The organism is Mucilaginibacter sp. NFR10, assembly GCF_900100445.1.
GTDB classification, from domain to species: Bacteria; Bacteroidota; Bacteroidia; order Sphingobacteriales; family Sphingobacteriaceae; genus Mucilaginibacter; species Mucilaginibacter rubeus.
Genome location: NZ_FMTV01000002.1, coordinates 99,189 through 114,507 on the forward strand (window position 1 = coordinate 99,189; position 15,319 = coordinate 114,507).

Annotated in this window: 18 protein-coding genes; 14 read left to right on the forward strand and 4 right to left on the reverse strand. The window is 43.7% G+C overall.

Annotation, left to right across the window (positions count from 1 at the left end; all coding sequences use genetic code 11):
- Positions 1 to 233 precede the first annotated feature (233 nt).
- Positions 234 to 677, forward strand: coding sequence for a KTSC domain-containing protein (locus tag BLP33_RS08205; RefSeq protein ID WP_090526427.1), 444 nt, complete (start codon positions 234 to 236; stop codon positions 675 to 677).
- Between the two features lie 5 nt (positions 678 to 682).
- Here BLP33_RS08205 and BLP33_RS08210 read toward each other — a convergent pair whose 3' ends face one another.
- Positions 683 to 1,273 (reverse strand): nucleotidyltransferase family protein, encoded by a 591-nt coding sequence (locus tag BLP33_RS08210; RefSeq protein ID WP_090526429.1) that lies wholly within the window; start codon positions 1,271 to 1,273, stop codon positions 683 to 685.
- Positions 1,274 to 1,705: 432 nt separating this feature from the next.
- Here BLP33_RS08210 and moaA point away from each other — a divergent pair, with 432 nt between their 5' ends.
- The 5 genes from moaA to BLP33_RS08235 all read left to right on the forward strand — a co-directional run bounded on the left by moaA (position 1,706) and on the right by BLP33_RS08235 (position 6,761).
- Positions 1,706 to 2,695 carry a GTP 3',8-cyclase MoaA gene (moaA, locus tag BLP33_RS08215; protein WP_090526431.1) on the forward strand — a complete coding sequence of 330 codons (990 nt, stop codon included), beginning with the start codon at positions 1,706 to 1,708 and terminating at the stop codon, positions 2,693 to 2,695.
- 18 nt (positions 2,696 to 2,713) lie between these two features.
- On the forward strand, positions 2,714 to 3,907 hold the full coding sequence (locus BLP33_RS08220) for a molybdopterin molybdotransferase MoeA (protein ID WP_217633141.1): 1,194 nt from the start codon (positions 2,714 to 2,716) through the stop codon (positions 3,905 to 3,907).
- A gap of 158 nt (positions 3,908 to 4,065) precedes the next feature.
- Entirely contained in the window at positions 4,066 to 4,536 is a 471-nt protein-coding gene (gene moaC, locus BLP33_RS08225; RefSeq protein WP_090526435.1) for a cyclic pyranopterin monophosphate synthase MoaC, read from the forward strand.
- Positions 4,517 to 5,728: an NTP transferase domain-containing protein gene (locus tag BLP33_RS08230; protein ID WP_217633142.1), complete on the forward strand. Its 1,212-nt coding sequence runs from the start codon at positions 4,517 to 4,519 to the stop codon at positions 5,726 to 5,728. Before moaC ends, BLP33_RS08230 begins: the two co-directional genes overlap by 20 nt.
- Positions 5,703 to 6,761, forward strand: coding sequence for a HesA/MoeB/ThiF family protein (locus BLP33_RS08235; protein WP_090526437.1), 1,059 nt, complete (start codon positions 5,703 to 5,705; stop codon positions 6,759 to 6,761). The genes BLP33_RS08230 and BLP33_RS08235 overlap by 26 nt, the downstream gene beginning before the upstream one ends.
- Before the next feature lie 243 nt (positions 6,762 to 7,004).
- Here BLP33_RS08235 and BLP33_RS08245 read toward each other — a convergent pair whose 3' ends face one another.
- From BLP33_RS08245 to BLP33_RS08255, 3 genes are all read right to left on the reverse strand, one after another.
- Positions 7,005 to 7,424, reverse strand: coding sequence for a molybdenum cofactor biosynthesis protein MoaE (locus tag BLP33_RS08245; RefSeq protein ID WP_090526441.1), 420 nt, complete (start codon positions 7,422 to 7,424; stop codon positions 7,005 to 7,007).
- Between the two features lie 12 nt (positions 7,425 to 7,436).
- Complete coding sequence (locus tag BLP33_RS08250; protein WP_090526445.1) at positions 7,437 to 7,871, reverse strand: GNAT family N-acetyltransferase; 435 nt, start codon at positions 7,869 to 7,871, stop codon at positions 7,437 to 7,439.
- A gap of 135 nt (positions 7,872 to 8,006) precedes the next feature.
- Positions 8,007 to 8,249 (reverse strand): MoaD/ThiS family protein, encoded by a 243-nt coding sequence (locus tag BLP33_RS08255; protein WP_090526447.1) that lies wholly within the window; start codon positions 8,247 to 8,249, stop codon positions 8,007 to 8,009.
- 367 nt (positions 8,250 to 8,616) lie between these two features.
- Between BLP33_RS08255 and fdhD the strand changes: the two genes are divergently transcribed.
- The 8 genes from fdhD to BLP33_RS08295 all read left to right on the forward strand — a co-directional run bounded on the left by fdhD (position 8,617) and on the right by BLP33_RS08295 (position 15,306).
- Entirely contained in the window at positions 8,617 to 9,498 is an 882-nt protein-coding gene (gene fdhD / locus BLP33_RS08260; protein ID WP_090526449.1) for a formate dehydrogenase accessory sulfurtransferase FdhD, read from the forward strand.
- Between the two features lie 14 nt (positions 9,499 to 9,512).
- Positions 9,513 to 9,869 carry a DUF7009 family protein gene (locus BLP33_RS08265; protein ID WP_090526451.1) on the forward strand — a complete coding sequence of 119 codons (357 nt, stop codon included), beginning with the start codon at positions 9,513 to 9,515 and terminating at the stop codon, positions 9,867 to 9,869.
- The gene (locus tag BLP33_RS08270; RefSeq protein WP_090526453.1) at positions 9,866 to 12,181 is read left to right on the forward strand and encodes an FdhF/YdeP family oxidoreductase; all 2,316 of its coding nucleotides are present in this window, start codon (positions 9,866 to 9,868) and stop codon (positions 12,179 to 12,181) included. The genes BLP33_RS08265 and BLP33_RS08270 overlap by 4 nt, the downstream gene beginning before the upstream one ends.
- Positions 12,182 to 12,252: 71 nt before the next feature.
- Positions 12,253 to 12,567, forward strand: coding sequence for a ferritin family protein (locus tag BLP33_RS08275; protein ID WP_090526455.1), 315 nt, complete (start codon positions 12,253 to 12,255; stop codon positions 12,565 to 12,567).
- 100 nt (positions 12,568 to 12,667) lie between these two features.
- The gene (locus tag BLP33_RS08280) at positions 12,668 to 13,273 is read left to right on the forward strand and encodes a GDSL-type esterase/lipase family protein (RefSeq protein WP_090526457.1); all 606 of its coding nucleotides are present in this window, start codon (positions 12,668 to 12,670) and stop codon (positions 13,271 to 13,273) included.
- A 43-nt stretch (positions 13,274 to 13,316) separates the two neighbouring features.
- On the forward strand, positions 13,317 to 14,045 hold the full coding sequence (locus BLP33_RS08285) for an esterase family protein (protein WP_090526459.1): 729 nt from the start codon (positions 13,317 to 13,319) through the stop codon (positions 14,043 to 14,045).
- A 19-nt stretch (positions 14,046 to 14,064) separates the two neighbouring features.
- A complete protein-coding gene (locus tag BLP33_RS08290; RefSeq protein ID WP_254780084.1) occupies positions 14,065 to 14,607 on the forward strand; it encodes an O-acetyl-ADP-ribose deacetylase in 543 nt (180 codons plus the stop codon).
- 129 nt (positions 14,608 to 14,736) lie between these two features.
- Positions 14,737 to 15,306, forward strand: coding sequence for a Crp/Fnr family transcriptional regulator (locus BLP33_RS08295; protein WP_090526461.1), 570 nt, complete (start codon positions 14,737 to 14,739; stop codon positions 15,304 to 15,306).
- Positions 15,307 to 15,319: the final 13 nt, after the last annotated feature.

Here is a 15,319-nt window from a genome sequence, read left to right on the forward strand (position 1 = left end):
ATTTTATTCATTTATGCTGCTAAATTAAAGCTGCAAACAGGGTAAGGAATTAAGTTGAATGTTAATAAAAGTTTTAGCTAATATTTACTCCATATCATCATTGTTTAATAAATAAAACTTCCTGTTTTTCCTCGTTAAAAAAGTGTACCTTCGCGCCGTTATTTTCATGGTGGTGCTGAGCGCTTTTTTGCCTGTAATCCCTTCATCGACAATAAAAAAGAATTAAATAAACAATGAAAAAAATTGGCGACTACAGGAAACTCCTGAACGTGACCGAAAATGCAGAGTTAAGCGAGTTACGTTCGGTTTATAAAAGCATGATGAAAACCTGGCACCCCGACAGGTTTCAGGACGACAACAGGGCAGAGGCAGAAGAGAAGAGTAAAACAATTATTGAAGCTTATCATTTTTTGGTAAGCATTGCACCTGAAACCCGTGCTCAAACTTTGCCTGATTATACAGCTACCACAACGTTATCAAACATAGCCGATTTTGAGTATAAGCAACAGGTACTGAAAGTTACTTTTCTTGATGGTAATGTGTATGAATATTTTGGCGTGCCCAAAGCCGTTTATATCAAACTGATCAATGCTGATTCGCCCGGCCGGTTTGCCCGCAGGCATATTTTTAACGAGTTTGTATATCGCAGTGTAAATAAACTGGTTGCTTCGGCTTAATTATCTTATCCTACCTGGTTAAGCCTTTCTAAATCATCGGCGGTGTCAATGTCAATAGCGCCCAGCGGAAAAGGGAGTATAAAAACGTCATCGGTATGTGCTTCAATGATTTTTTTTGCACCTTCGGAGCCTTGCAGGTCAAGTAGTTCGGGGAAATATTTTATATCGAACAAAGCGGGCGCGCCCAAAACATCACGATAGCCGCAGGCAATAATACCGCAGTCATTAACTTCTTTTTTTTCCATTAATTGTGATATCAGGAATGAATCAACAAATGGCTGATCGCAAAGCATCAGGATAATTGAAGTTATGCGGGGTTCAAGCCTCAAAATTTCGGCTACACCAACTTTTATTGACGAGCCCATTCCCTCTTCCCAACGCGGATTGTGAATGACGCCTACAAGTTGTTCATCTATATTGGGACGGATTAATTGTTCATTGGCTCCTAACACCACAATAACTTTTTCGCAATGCAGGCAGGTAAGCGCGGTTTGAATTGCCCGCTGTAAAAGGGTTTTACCCTGGTAAATTTGGTTTTGCTTGGGCGAGCCAAAACGATTTGATGCGCCCGCTGCCAGAATAATAATCCCTGTCATTTTTATTACTGTTACATTAGATGTTGGTATAACTGTTGTTGTAATGCCTGGTTAATGATCATGCATTACCATTTTGTAGCTTCCGGTCCTGCGGTTTATGTTTGTTAGGCTCAGGGGGCTTCCTTTTTATAAATTCTTTGGGGCGGATGCTTGCCTTAATACGGTAATAATTTAATTAAAGTTTTAGTCGGATCTATTCATTTATAACAATTTGATTTTTTGTGCTTTATGCGTGTATTGGGAAAGGGGTGTAACCCTGTTACGCTTTTGTAATTTTATTTCAGACCGGATATATCACTGAGGAAGGGAATAAAAATACATTTCGTAAACATCTCCAAGCGGGGTAATGCTTATTTTTACAATTGCCGTGCATAAACTTAAAGGTGTAATGGCTGTTAATTAATTAAATTTACAGGATAAAAAAGCAATATTTTGTTAACAGATAATCATGGACGGAAGATCAGCTATATGCGCCTCGCGGTGACAGACAGGTGCAACCTGCGCTGTTTTTACTGTATGCCTGAGGATGGCTTGAACTGGCTTTCACGTGCCGAGCTCATGACCTATGAGGAAATGCTGCGCAGCTGCAGTTTGCTTGTAAAAATGGGTATCGAAAAAATCCGTATTACCGGGGGCGAGCCCTTTGTACGCAAAGATATTATGCATTTGCTCACAGCTATATCCAGGCTGGACGGCTTAAAAGAGCTGGGCCTTACAACTAACGGTGTACTTACAGCTCCTTATGTGCCCGAATTAAGAAAGATAGGTGTACGGTCAATAAACCTGAGCCTGGATACGCTGGATGCCAACCGCTTTTTTACCATTACCCGCCGCGACGAATTTGCCAGTGTGATGACAGCCTTAGATGCCATGCTGAGCCATGATATGGAAGTAAAGATCAATGCCGTGGTGATGGATGGCAAAAATATACAGGATATTATCCCGCTGGTTGAATTGGCCAAAGAGTTGCCGGTAAGTGTCAGGTTTATAGAAGAAATGCCTTTTAACGGCGATGGTCATGTGTACGATGGATTACATTGGGATTATCTTCGCATTTTAGATGAAATAAAAAGCAAGTATCCGCAAATAAAGAAACTGGATGACCCGGCTTATTCTACTTCATACAATTATCAGGTCCCGGGGCATAAGGGTACAGTTGGTATTATAGCCGCTTATTCGCGTACATTTTGCGGCAGCTGTAACCGGATCCGCATAACGCCTCAGGGTGGGTTAAAAACCTGTTTGTATGATGATGGCGTGCTCAATTTAAAAGATCTGATGCGTGCGGGAGCTTCTGATGAAGTATTGGAGGATGCCTTGTTAACTGCTTTTAGCCACCGCCCGGCAGATGGCTGGGAAGCCGAGCGGGCACGGGTAGCCAAAACAGGCATCCACGAGTCAATGGCCACTATTGGCGGATAGTTTTTAAACTACATATATATGACAACGGTTGAAGAAGCTGAAAAACTGGTGCTTACACAAATCAGGGATTATGGTACTCAAAGCCTCCCGTTTGAACAGGCTCTGGGTTGTGCCCTGGCCGAAGACCTGAAGGCCGATCGTGATCTGCCGCCCTTTAACCGGGTAACCATGGATGGTATCGCTATAAGATATGAAGCTATTGAGAGTGGAATCAATATTTTCCGGATCAAAGCTACCCAGGCAGCCGGTGACGAGCCGGTTCAAATCGACAGCGCCGATGAATGCATCGAGATCATGACCGGTGCTGTGTTGCCCGCTTCGGTTGATACAGTGATCCGTTATGAGGATGTGGAGATCATCGCCGGGTCGGCGAGCGTACACACCCGCGACATAAAAAAGGGGCAGAACCTGCATTTGCAGGGCCTTGATAAAAAACAAAATGATGTTATATCAACGGCAGGACAGGTGGTAAGCCCCGCTATCATTAGTGTGGCGGCATCAGTAGGTAAAACCCACCTGCTTGTTAAAAAAATGCCGCGGGTGGTAATAGTTTCGTCAGGAGATGAATTAGTTGATGTGCATGAAACGCCGCTGCCGTACCAGATCCGCAAATCAAACAGCTATATGGTAAAAGCCGTTTTAAAACAACATGGTACCGATGCTGATATTTTGCATATCCCCGATGAGCCCGCGGTTACTAAAGAAAAGATCCAATACTGTTTACAAAACTATGATGTACTGCTGCTAAGCGGCGGTGTTTCGATGGGGAAGTTTGATTATATCCCCCAGGCACTTGAGGAATTAAAGGTTGAAAAGTTGTTTCATAAAGTAGCCCAGCGGCCCGGTAAACCCTTTTGGTTTGGCAGGCATAATAACGGTGCATTGGTGTTTGCTTTTCCGGGTAACCCTGTAGCCACATTTATGTGCCTGCACCGTTACTTTTTAACATGGCTTAATGCAGCGCTCGGCTTGCCCGCGAAAGCCGTCACATATGCGGTATTAGGAAAAGATTTTACATTTCAGCCGGCTTTACAATACTATCTGCAGGTAAAGCTGCAAAGTAACGGGCAGGGCCAATTGATAGCTACACCCGTTGAAGGAAATGGTTCGGGCGATTTTGCTAACTTAGCAGATACCGAAGCTTTTTTAGAACTTCCGCCTGAAAAGAATAATTTTAAAGCAGGAGAGGTGTTTAAGGTTTGGAGGTTTTAGTTTTTGGGATTTCACCGATTTTCTTTGTTGATTACACCGATTTTTTGATTTGATCGAATCCATAACATAATAAGTCGCTATAAACAAACAAAGGAATCATGGCCCTAACAAATCGATGAAATCACAATAAGAAATCATTGTAATCATAATAAAAAATAATGTTAACCCACATAAACAAACAAGGCGATCCTAATATGGTTGATGTAACTGAAAAGCAGGTTACACACCGTACTGCTACTGCGCGTAGCATTATTAGTTTGCCGGCAGAGGTATTTGAACTTTTAGCAGGGAATGAATTGCAGAGTAAAAAGGGCCCCGTTTTTCAAACAGCTATCATCGCCGGTATCATGGCCGCAAAAAAAACCGGCGACCTGATCCCGCTTTGTCATCCGCTGGGTTTGGATAACTGTAATGTTACTATCCGAATAAATGAGCAGCAGGAAGTGGTGGTTGACTGTACTGCAAGCATTACGGCAAAGACAGGTGTGGAAATGGAAGCGCTGGTAGGCGCTTCAATAGCGGCACTTACTATTTATGATATGTGCAAGGCCATGAGCCATGATATAGTGATAAAAGAAACCAAACTGATCTCAAAAACAGGAGGTAAACGTGACTTTAAAAGATCATAACCAGCCATCAGGCACGCATAAAAAACACGCTAAACTGGCCCGCCCTTCAACCGGTAACTTCGGCCGTAACGAATGGGCAATTTTAGGTGGCCCCTGTACCGTGATCAAATTATTGGCCGATGATGTGATCCGTTCACTTTCTCCGGTTTATAAATGTGCTTATGTGGATATGTCACATAATGATGATATTACTTTGCTGCCCGGCAGATTGGTGAGCGGCGTTTCGCTTGATTATACCGACCAGGTAAACTATCAGCAGTTTAACTATCAAAACCCGGTATATCCTTATCAGCTTAAACAGCAATTTTCGTCTGCCGACCTGGTATTAGTTAATGGAAATCACCAGCAGGCTAAGGCCCAGGTAGTTATTATCGACGTTAATAAAGAGGCGTCACTGCAAAAAAGGACAGGTCAGCTCAATAATATTCAGCTTTTTCTGCTGGCCGATAATGCAAGCGAAATCCCGGACTTTATACAGGAAGTTACACCCAACTGGCATCAGATCCCAATTTTAAAAGTAGATGAACGTGAAAAGATCGTTGCCTTTTTTGAAGCCGCATTAAAGTTAGCCAAACCCGTTTTAAATGGACTGGTATTGGCCGGCGGTAAAAGTACCCGAATGGGTTTTGATAAAGGTGCGGCCAAATGGCATGGCAAGCAGCAACGGTATTATATGGCCGATCTGCTTAAAACCTTTTGTCGGGAGGTTTACATTTCCGGTCGCCCCGGCCAGCAGCAGGAAATTGACCCGGCTTATCCCGTTATTGAGGATACATTTACTGGTTTAGGACCTTATGGGGCTATTCTTTCCGCTTTTCGCGAACAGCCGGATGCCGCCTGGCTGATTATAGCCTGCGATTTGCCTTTGATGGATGAAGCTACCCTTCGCAATTTAGTGGCCTGGCGAAACAGTTCGTCGGTAGCTACGGCTTATCACAGTCCGGTAACTGATTTCCCGGAACCTTTGATAGCCATATGGGAGCCTAAAAGCTACCCTGTACTGCTATCGTTTCTGGCGCAAGGGTATTCATGCCCGCGCAAGGTTTTGATCAATAGTGATATTACATTGTTAAACGCCCCACAACAGGAGGCGCTGACCAATGTGAATACGCCTGAAGAATTGGAGAAAGTAAAATCAATGATCCACCATACAATAGTTGTTACTAATGAATCAGGATTTACAACGATATAACTGCCAGATAGCGCTGCCTGGTTTTGGCGAGGAAGCCCAGCAATTATTGCAGGAAGCCCGCGTACTGGTTGTTGGGGCTGGGGGGTTGGGCTGCCCGGCTGCACAATACCTGGCATCAACCGGAATTGGTACATTGGGTATTGCCGACTTTGACCAGGTATCGATAAGTAACCTGCACCGCCAGGTATTATATAACCCTGCTGATGAGGGGAAAAATAAAGCTGAAGTGGCTTGTTTACGCCTACAGGCTCAAAATCCGAGTATTAAGCTCGTACCTCATGCCATCAAAATAACATCCGATAATGTGATGGATGTTATCAACAATTACGACATTGTGCTGGATGGTACCGATAATTTCGAAACCCGTTACCTGCTTAATGATGCCTGTGTTTTGGCCGGTAAGCCGCTTGTTTATGGTGCCATTTATCAGTTTGAAGGGCAGGTTGCCATTTGGAACGTAAGCAACCCCAAAGGGGCAAATTCGCCCAATTATCGTGATTTGTTCCCCGAAGTGGATGCTACCCAGATCCCTAACTGTACTGAAGGCGGAGTAGTACCTACACTGGCCGGAATCATTGGCTGTATGCAGGCCAATGAAGTAATCAAGTACATTACCAAAACCGGTGAATTACTGGCCGGGAAAGTGCTGATCTTTGATGCACAAAGCATGCAAAGCCGCATCTTTAAGATTGGCCCGGTAACAAAAACACATATCCGCAGGTTAAAAACAACTATCACTATTCCAACCATCAATGCAGATGAACTAAAAAAACGGATCCTTTTAGATGATACGGTAGAACTTATTGACGTGCGTACCATCCACGAGCGTGAAGCCTATGATATTGGCGGTACGCATATCCCGCTGGACGAAATAGAAGAGTACCTGGCCTACTTTACCAGCCCGAATACCAAAGTCCTTTACTGCTCATCAGGTAAACGAAGCGAGGAATCCGTAAAACTTATCCTCAAAATGATCCCCGAGGCCGATGTGTTTTCATTGGAAGGCGGGTTAGAAGAGTATAAGGCTGATTAAATGATTTCGGATATCGGAATTTCGATTTCGGATTTTTTTAATTTGAATCGAAAGTTTGTGCCGTTGTTTGTGTTGTCACCAACAACTTTTTTGTATCCTAAGCTTTTATAATGACGAAACCTCCAACAAGCGGCAGCTACGGAGCGGGAGTTGTTGGTGACAACACCAACAACGACGAGGAAAATCTCCCATTGAAAATTGAAAAATCCGAATTTCAAGTTCCGAAATCCAACATCCCAAATCCTAAGGATGTGCTGCTACCCAGACATCGCCGTCCTCAAAGCTTTCTTTTTTCCAGATAGGGACGGTTTGTTTAAGTGTATCGATGATGTACCTGCAGGCATCAAAGGCAGCGTCACGGTGCGCTGCTGAAACGGCAATAACAACCGGTACCTCGCCAACCTGCAGCAATCCGGTACGGTGGTGGATCAGTATTTTTTGTACCGGCCAGCGTTCAAAGGCCCAGGCAACAATCTTATTCATTTCGCTGATGGCCATTGGCTCGTAAGCTTCAAAATCGAGCCTTAAAACTTTTTTTCCTTTGGTTGAATTGCGTACGGTACCAATGAATACATCTATCCCCCCGGATTCATGTGACATGATCCAGTCGATACATGATTGGATATCCAGTGTTTGGGCCGATAGGAGGATCTGTGTGTTCATAGCAATGCAAATCTATATTTTATCTGCCAATGATTTCATGAGGTATTTGGGCGATTCAGTATAACCCTGCTTGTAATAAAACCGGTGGGCGTCGGTCCTGCGTGTATGGCAGTGCACCTCTATCCTGTCGGCATCACGTTCTTTGCCAAGTTCGGTAATATAACCCTCAAGAGCCTTACCAATACCTTTGCCCCGGGTGTTTTCATCAACAGAAAAACAACTGATGCGAATAAAATCACCCTTAACAACCAGTTGAGTTAAAAAATCAATGGCGATAAAACCTGCAACCTTACCTTCATCTTCATAAACCAAAACCTTCGATGAAGGTTGCTCTAACATTCGTTCAAGGTTACCCGGCAAAAAATCTTCAGTGCCTGGATAACCCAATTGTGTTAGCAAATTTGATATTGCAGTATGATCGGCAAGCGTTGCGCTTCTGATGGCCATTCTATATTAAGTTGATTGTTTAATATTGATGAAATTGAGGTAAGTCCTAAAATACTACTGCAAGCTGCCCACTAAAAACTGTAAACTGCCGCTAAAAAGTTTACTGCCACTGCTACTTAAAAACTGCAAACTGATCTACCCCCCGCTTACCGGCGGAATGATCGCTATTTCGTCGCGTTCGTGAATAGTATCGCCGGGCAGGGCATATTCGTTGTTAACAGCCAGCATGTAGGATGAAAGCTGCTTTAAACGCGGGTATTGTTGCTCAAGCAGGTATTTTAAATTGGAGATAGTAGCATCGTTGGTCATTTCCAGGCTAACTTCGCTGCTTCCAAATATCTCCTTAGCCACTCCAAAAGCCAGTATGTTGATCTTCATATCTCAAAAATATTCAAATTAGCTTACAAAACGAGTACTGGGTTTTAAATTTAACAAATCAACATATGTAGTTCATTATGCGGGTTAAAGCCTCCGGGTTTGAGCCTAAACAAAAAATAAGCGTGAAGCCTTAACCTTGCCGGGGTTTACATGTGTTAATACTATTTTTAATGTAATTAATTGATTGTTAATTAGATAGTATAAAATTGTTCGAATTTCTGTTAACCCTGTTAACCCTTTGCCAGCCTAAGTTAACGGCTGTTTTGCAGACGCTTGCCTCAAAAACAATTCAAACGAAGGGACTTAAACTTGCCTTCTGCATGTAAACTTGCATAAACAAACTATGCCATAAATTGTATCTTTGAGTATGTCTACGCCATCAGTTATTCATATCCCGGTTGTAAAAGTTAACGCTAACCGAAGCGCAAGGGAAGAGGATAGCATAGCCATTGAAGAACCACTTGAAATTAAACTGGAATATGGCCCTGCAGACGGCAGGGAGTTACGTAATATCTCTGTAACTATGCGTACCCCCGGTCATGATGCCGAACTGGCAACCGGTTTCCTTTTTACCGAAGGCATTATTAAAAATGCAGATGAGATAAAATCAGCTAAACACAGCTTTATAACCTGCGCTGAAAACAAGAAGAATACCATGCTGGTAACACTTGAACAGGATGCACTGCCGTACCTTCAAAATACCGAACGGAATTTTTATACCACAAGCAGTTGCGGTGTGTGCGGAAAGGGTTCTATCAGCGCTATTCGCACAGTAAGCAATTTTGCCGCCGGGGCAGATGATGGCAATGTGATCAATAGTTTGGTACTTAATCAGTTACCGAAGATTTTGCGCGGGCACCAGCGGGTATTTGATGATACGGGCGGTTTGCATGCATCGGCTTTGTTTACTCCTTTGGGTGAACTGTTATTATTAAGAGAAGACGTAGGCAGGCATAATGCTTTAGATAAGCTGATAGGTGCTGCTATGATGTATAACTGGCTGCCGTTGCAGCAAACAGTATTGTTACTTAGCGGCAGGGCGAGTTTTGAGCTTATTCAAAAGGCCGCGATGGCAGGCATCAGTATTATTGCGGCAGTAGGTGCGCCGTCAAGCCTGGCTATAGAACTGGCAAACGAATTTAATATTACACTGATTGGCTTTTTACGCGATGAGCGCTTTAATATTTACGCGGGCGCGCACCGGGTAATGGTCCCCGATGAGGCCGTACTAACGGCACCATCGGTGTAAACTGATTGATACCAATGAAAATAAGGATAAAAGGTAATTCATTAAGATACAGGCTCACAAAAACTGATGTAACCAAACTGGCCGAAGAAGGTTATGTTCAGGAAACCGTCGATTTTGGCAGTCAGCAGCTTATTTATGCTTTGAGACTGGTTGATGATGAGCATCTTTCGGCAACCTATAAGGAGAATGCCATAACACTATATGTGCCAAAAGCTGTGGCCACCGGCTTTGCCGACGACGATAAGGTAGGTTATGAAGGTAAACACGGCAGTTTGCATTTACTGGTTGAAAAAGATTTTACGTGTTTGGATGAAGTCGCCGAAGATCAAAGCGATAATTATCCTAATCCCTTAGCAGCTAAAAAGCCATGAGCAAGCAAGCAGAACAAGGACCGGCAGCAGAGAATCCTGAGGAGCTACTCGACCTGAAAATAACACATCCAAAAGACTGGGCGGCGGGTATCCCTGCTGTTACAGTGGCTATGGTTGATATATTAAAGGAAGCAGGCCTGGCAAGAGGTATGGAAGGCTTGTTTCATATGAACAAAAAGAGCGGTTTTGATTGTTCTGGCTGTGCCTGGCCCGACCCGGATGACGACCGTTCGCCCATTGCCGAATACTGTGAAAATGGTGCTAAAGCCCTTGCCGAAGAAGCTACTACCAAAAAGCTCACTGGTGATTTTTTTGCTGAAAATTCGGTAGCGGATCTTGCCAAACTTAACGATTATGAGATAGGGAAGAAGGGACGCATAGCCCAACCAGTATATCTGGCCAAAGGAGCTACACATTACACACCGGTAAACTGGGACTTCGCGTTTAAAAAAATAGCGAATGAGCTTAACGGCTTGGCGTCGCCCGATGAAGCTGCATTTTATACATCCGGCCGTACCAGTAACGAGGCTTCATTTACTTACCAGTTATTTGTGCGCGAGTTTGGTACCAATAACATGCCCGATTGCTCCAATATGTGCCATGAAAGTACCGGTGTTGGCCTTGCCGATACTATTGGCATTGGCAAGGGCACAGTCACCCTTAATGATTTTTACGATACCGATGTAATCATTATCATGGGGCAAAACCCAGGTACCAATCATCCCCGGATGCTTAGCGCGCTTGAAAAGGCTAAGCAGAAAGGCTCAAAGATCATTGCGGTAAACCCCTTGCATGAGGCTGGGTTAATGGGTTTTAAAAACCCGCAAACGGTAAAAGGCATTTTAGGTATCAAAACGCAATTGGCCGATCTGTACCTGCAGGTAAAAATAAACGGTGATATGGCTTTGCTAAAAGCCATGGAAAAACTGCTATATAAAGCCGAGCGGGAAAATCCCGGCAGCGTCTTCGATCATGAATTTATTAAAAAGAACACTACCGGTTACGTTGCCTTTTTAGACAGTCTGAACCAATATGAGGTTGACGACCTGGCTAAAGCTGCCGGTTTAACAGTGAATGAAATTGAACAGGCGGTTGATTTGATTAAAAATAAAAGCCGCATCATTATTTGCTGGGCTATGGGCATCACCCAGCATAAAAACGGAGTGGATACCGTAAAAGAAATTGTGAACCTGGCCATGCTTAAAGGCGCCATTGGTAAACCCGGTGCCGGTTTGTGTCCGGTGCGTGGTCATAGCAACGTACAGGGTAACCGTACCATGATGATCTGGGATAAGCCAAAACCGAAGCAGTTGGATAAACTCAAGGAAGTTTTTGGTTTTGAGCCGCCGCGGGGCCATGGTTATGATGTTGTTGAATCTATTAAAGCTATGGACGAAGGCAAACTTAAAGTGTTTTTTGCCATGGGCGGCAATTTCCTTTCGGCTACGCCGGATACCCTGTTTACGGCACAGACCTTGCGTAAACTTAAACTTTCGGTACATGTATCAACCAAATTAAACCGTAGCCATCTGGTTCATGGTGAAGAAGCTTTGATCTTGCCAACACTGTCACGAAGCGATAAAGATGTTGTAAATGGCGAGGATCAATTTATAAGCTGTGAAAACTCCATGGGGGTTGTCCAAATGTCAAAAGGGATGCTGAAGCCTGTATCTGAACATCTGATGAACGAGAACCAGATCATTTGTAATCTTGCTAAAGCCACATTAGGTAATCGTGCCGTTGTCGACTGGGATAAGTACGCACAAAGCTATGATGCTGTGCGCGACGCGATTGCCAAAGTCATTCCGGGCTGTGAGGATTATAACCAAAAGGTACGTTTGCCCGGCGGTTTTTACCTGCCAAACGCCGCCCGCGAGGGTAAGTTTATCACCGAAAAGAATGGAGCTGTTGTGCCTTTCAATATCGCCCCGTTGCCGAAGCATGAACTGGCTGCCGACGAATACCATATGGCAACCATCCGCAGTCATGATCAGTTTAACACCACCATATATGGCCTTGACGACCGCTACCGGGGCATTCACAATGAGCGCCGGGTAATTTTGATGAATGCAAAAGATATGAAAAAAGCCGGTTTCAGGGCGCAGGAAAAAGTTGACCTGTTTAATTATGATGATGGTGTTGAGCGGGTAGCGAGGTTGTTTGTAGTTGTGCCTTACAACATCCCCGAAGGGAATACAGCGACCTATTACCCCGAGGCCAATGTACTGGTTCCTATCAACAGCGTTGCCGAACAAAGTAATACGCCCACATCCAAACTGGTTAATATCAAAATCAGGAAACACGTGGGTTAATAACCATTCTAAATACTTACACCTTAAAACAAAAGCGTTTACATAATACTTATCTCCTTAAAAAAAGTATTATGTCATTTGATCAATATCACGAGCCGGCAAATGAACTATCCGACGAAACCCGCACCTTTGCCCGAATGATAGTTTCATTAACCGAAGAGGCTGAGGCTATAAACTGGTACGAACAGCGGATTTCTGTCGAGAAAGATAACCAGGCCAAAGCCATTATGCAAAACGCACAGCAGGAGGAGTTTAAGCACTTTGGTATGGACCTTGAGTTTTTACTGCGCAAAAAGCCGGTATGGCGTACTACGCTGCAAGCTATCCTTTTTAAAGAAGGTGATATTGTTAAGCTGGGCACCAAAGGTGAAGAAGCGGCAGAATAATAGTCATTTTTACATTTTTAGTTTTATCATCGTTACATTAAGTTAGGGCTATTGTATTATCTTTAGCGCTTAAATTAATACGGCCCTACTATAAAAGAATATGATCTGGTACGAAGAGGATGTGAAGCAGCTGGAAATTAAGCGAACCAAGCTTGATTATGTGCCGCGGGTAATTTTTTATGGAAGCTCATCCATTCGTTTGTGGAATACGCTTGATGTTGATTTTGATGACATGCAACCAGTTAACCTTGGCTTTGGCGGTTCTACACTGGCTGCTTGCGTATGGTTTTTTGAGCGTATAATGCATTCTTATAACCCCGAATCCATCGTAGTGTATGCGGGCGATAATGATCTCGGCGATGGCCGCAACCCTGAAGAAGTTTTTATATTTTTTAAGCAGCTCACTGTCGAGGTTGAGCGGCTTTTTGGTAACATTCCCTGCTATTATATATCGCTTAAGCCAAGCCTTGCCCGCTGGCCTATTGTTGAAAAGTACAGGTACACCAATAGCCTAATTGAAAACGAGATAATACACCGCCATAAAAACTGGCAGTTCATCAATATATTTAATCAGATGATAGATGCTTCCGGTAAACCAATACGAGAATATTATGATAAAGATGGTTTGCATTTGAGCAGCGCCGGTTACGCTTTGTGGAAAAAAGCTGTTTTACAGCGAATGCCACAAAGTATCAAATTAGCTTAATATAGGGTTTACACGCATTTGTCATCTTTCAGCGGTTTAAAAGATGAAAAGAGAGTACCACAAGTGGTTCAGTCCGTCGCTTCAGCGCAATATGGAATTGCTGGTTTTTGGCCATGCGGGCGCCTCTGTTCTATTTTTTCCCACCCGCACAGCCCGGTTTTATGATTATGAAGACTGGAAAGTAATTGAAGCCTTACGCAGTAAAATTGAGGCAGGTCACCTGCAGGTCTACTGTGTGGATAGCATCGACCGTGAAAGCTTTTATAATGAGTTCAGTCATCCCTACCATCGCATGGAAAGGCACCTTCAGTATGAGCAATACATTTTACAGGAGGTAGTGCCCTTAATGAAAATACTTAACGCCGCCGGTTCAATTATTTCGGCAGGTTGCAGCATGGGGGCCTATCATGCGGTTAACATAGCGTTTAAACATCCCTTGGTATTTGTGAAAGTAGTAGGTATGAGCGGGCGCTATGACATTACCCAGGCTATGGGCAATTTCCGCGACCTGTTAGATGGGTACCGCGATGAGAATGTGTATTTCAATATGCCTAACCAGTTTTTAAATAACCTGCATAGCCCCGAAATTATTGACCAGATCAAGCGTCTCCAAATTATCCTGGCCGTGGGCGAGGAGGATGCATTTTTGGAAGATAATAAATACCTAAGCACCGTATTGGCCAGCAAAGGCATCCAAAACAGCTTGTATATTTGGCACGAGGAAGCACACCGCGCCCGTTACTGGCGTAAAATGGTGCAACTTTATTTCTAAAAGCAAAACACTTTCCTGTTTGTTTATCTGCTATAATTTAAAATATTATGGCACTATTGAATTAGTACAGGGCGATATCACAAAAATTAAAGCTGATGCCATTGTAAACGCGGCAAACACCTCGCTCATGGGCGGCGGCGGTGTCGATGGCGCTATCCATCGCGCCGGCGGACCGGAGATTCTGGAAGATTGTCGTAAGATAGTAGCCCGGCAGGGCGGCTGCAAAACCGGGCAGGCTGTAATTACAACCGGCGGTAAGCTGCCGGCTAAATATGTGACCCACACAGTTGGCCCCGTTTACAATAGTGGTAAAAGAGGTGAGAATGAACTTTTGCAATCCGCTTATTTAAATAGTTTGAAGCTTGCTGCCCAAAATGATGTGCATACCGTAGCTTTTCCTAATATCAGTACCGGCATTTATCATTTTCCAAAGGACAGGGCTGCGGCAATCGCTGTTAAAACGGTTAAAGATTTTTTGTCAGATAACGAAGTAGTTGAGAAAGTCATATTTGTCTGCTTCGATAACGAAAATTACAGCTTGTATAATAAGCTGCTTACTTAGCAGCAGACTGTGCTTATCCCTTATATGTTGTAGACCCAGACTTACGAAGTTTCTAAAACTTCGTAAGTCTTCACAGGTTAAAATAATCTGGAATTTGTCAACCCAATGCTAAGTGCATAAATTGCAACTATGCATCCTGCTTTAAAACAACATCTTGAAGATAAATTAATCCTCTCGCCTGAACATGAGCGGCTGATTGCTAATTGTTTTAAAACCCGTTTTACCAAACGAAACGAGATACTGGTTGAAAAGGGGAGCATCGCAAAGCATTTATATTTTGTGGTAAAAGGATGCCTCCGCGTGTTTTTAACCGATGATGAGGGCAACGAATCAACCCGGTTCCTGATATTTGAAGGGCGCATGGGTACCGCATTCCCGAGTTTCATATTGAAAGAGCCCTCTGTTGCATCTATTCAAAGCCCCGAGCCATCAGAATTATTGGTATTGAGCTATGCAGATCGCGATTTGCTACTGAAGGAGATCCCCGGCTTTGAAACTATGTACCGTACGGGTCTTGAGCTTGATTATATCGCATCCATCCAGCGGATAGAAAGCCTTATCACTATGGATTCAAAAGCCCGTTATAATATCCTGATGCAAACCCAGCCCGAAATCATCAAAAGACTGCCCAATAAAATAGTTGCCGATTACCTTGGCATCTCTCAGGAAACCCTGAGCCGCCTTAAATCAAAAAAGTGATTTATTGACTATT

Bases quoted from the DNA above. Each gene is read 5' to 3' on its own strand.
- BLP33_RS08245 (WP_090526441.1), bottom strand. From the start codon at position 7,424: ATGAACACACAGATCCTCCTATCGGCCCAAACACTGGATATCCAATCA.
- BLP33_RS08275 (WP_090526455.1), top strand. From the start codon at position 12,253: ATGTCATTTGATCAATATCACGAGCCGGCAAATGAACTATCCGACGAA.
- BLP33_RS08285 (WP_090526459.1), top strand. From the start codon at position 13,317: ATGAAAAGAGAGTACCACAAGTGGTTCAGTCCGTCGCTTCAGCGCAAT.
- BLP33_RS08270 (WP_090526453.1), top strand. From the start codon at position 9,866: ATGAGCAAGCAAGCAGAACAAGGACCGGCAGCAGAGAATCCTGAGGAG.
- fdhD (WP_090526449.1), top strand. From the start codon at position 8,617: ATGTCTACGCCATCAGTTATTCATATCCCGGTTGTAAAAGTTAACGCT.
- BLP33_RS08220 (WP_217633141.1), top strand. From the start codon at position 2,714: ATGACAACGGTTGAAGAAGCTGAAAAACTGGTGCTTACACAAATCAGG.
- BLP33_RS08205 (WP_090526427.1), top strand. From the start codon at position 234: ATGAAAAAAATTGGCGACTACAGGAAACTCCTGAACGTGACCGAAAAT.
- BLP33_RS08265 (WP_090526451.1), top strand. From the start codon at position 9,513: ATGAAAATAAGGATAAAAGGTAATTCATTAAGATACAGGCTCACAAAA.
- BLP33_RS08250 (WP_090526445.1), bottom strand. From the start codon at position 7,871: ATGGCCATCAGAAGCGCAACGCTTGCCGATCATACTGCAATATCAAAT.
- BLP33_RS08210 (WP_090526429.1), bottom strand. From the start codon at position 1,273: ATGACAGGGATTATTATTCTGGCAGCGGGCGCATCAAATCGTTTTGGC.
- BLP33_RS08235 (WP_090526437.1), top strand. From the start codon at position 5,703: ATGAATCAGGATTTACAACGATATAACTGCCAGATAGCGCTGCCTGGT.
- BLP33_RS08295 (WP_090526461.1), top strand. From the start codon at position 14,737: ATGCATCCTGCTTTAAAACAACATCTTGAAGATAAATTAATCCTCTCG.
- moaC (WP_090526435.1), top strand. From the start codon at position 4,066: ATGTTAACCCACATAAACAAACAAGGCGATCCTAATATGGTTGATGTA.
- BLP33_RS08255 (WP_090526447.1), bottom strand. From the start codon at position 8,249: ATGAAGATCAACATACTGGCTTTTGGAGTGGCTAAGGAGATATTTGGA.
- BLP33_RS08280 (WP_090526457.1), top strand. From the start codon at position 12,668: ATGATCTGGTACGAAGAGGATGTGAAGCAGCTGGAAATTAAGCGAACC.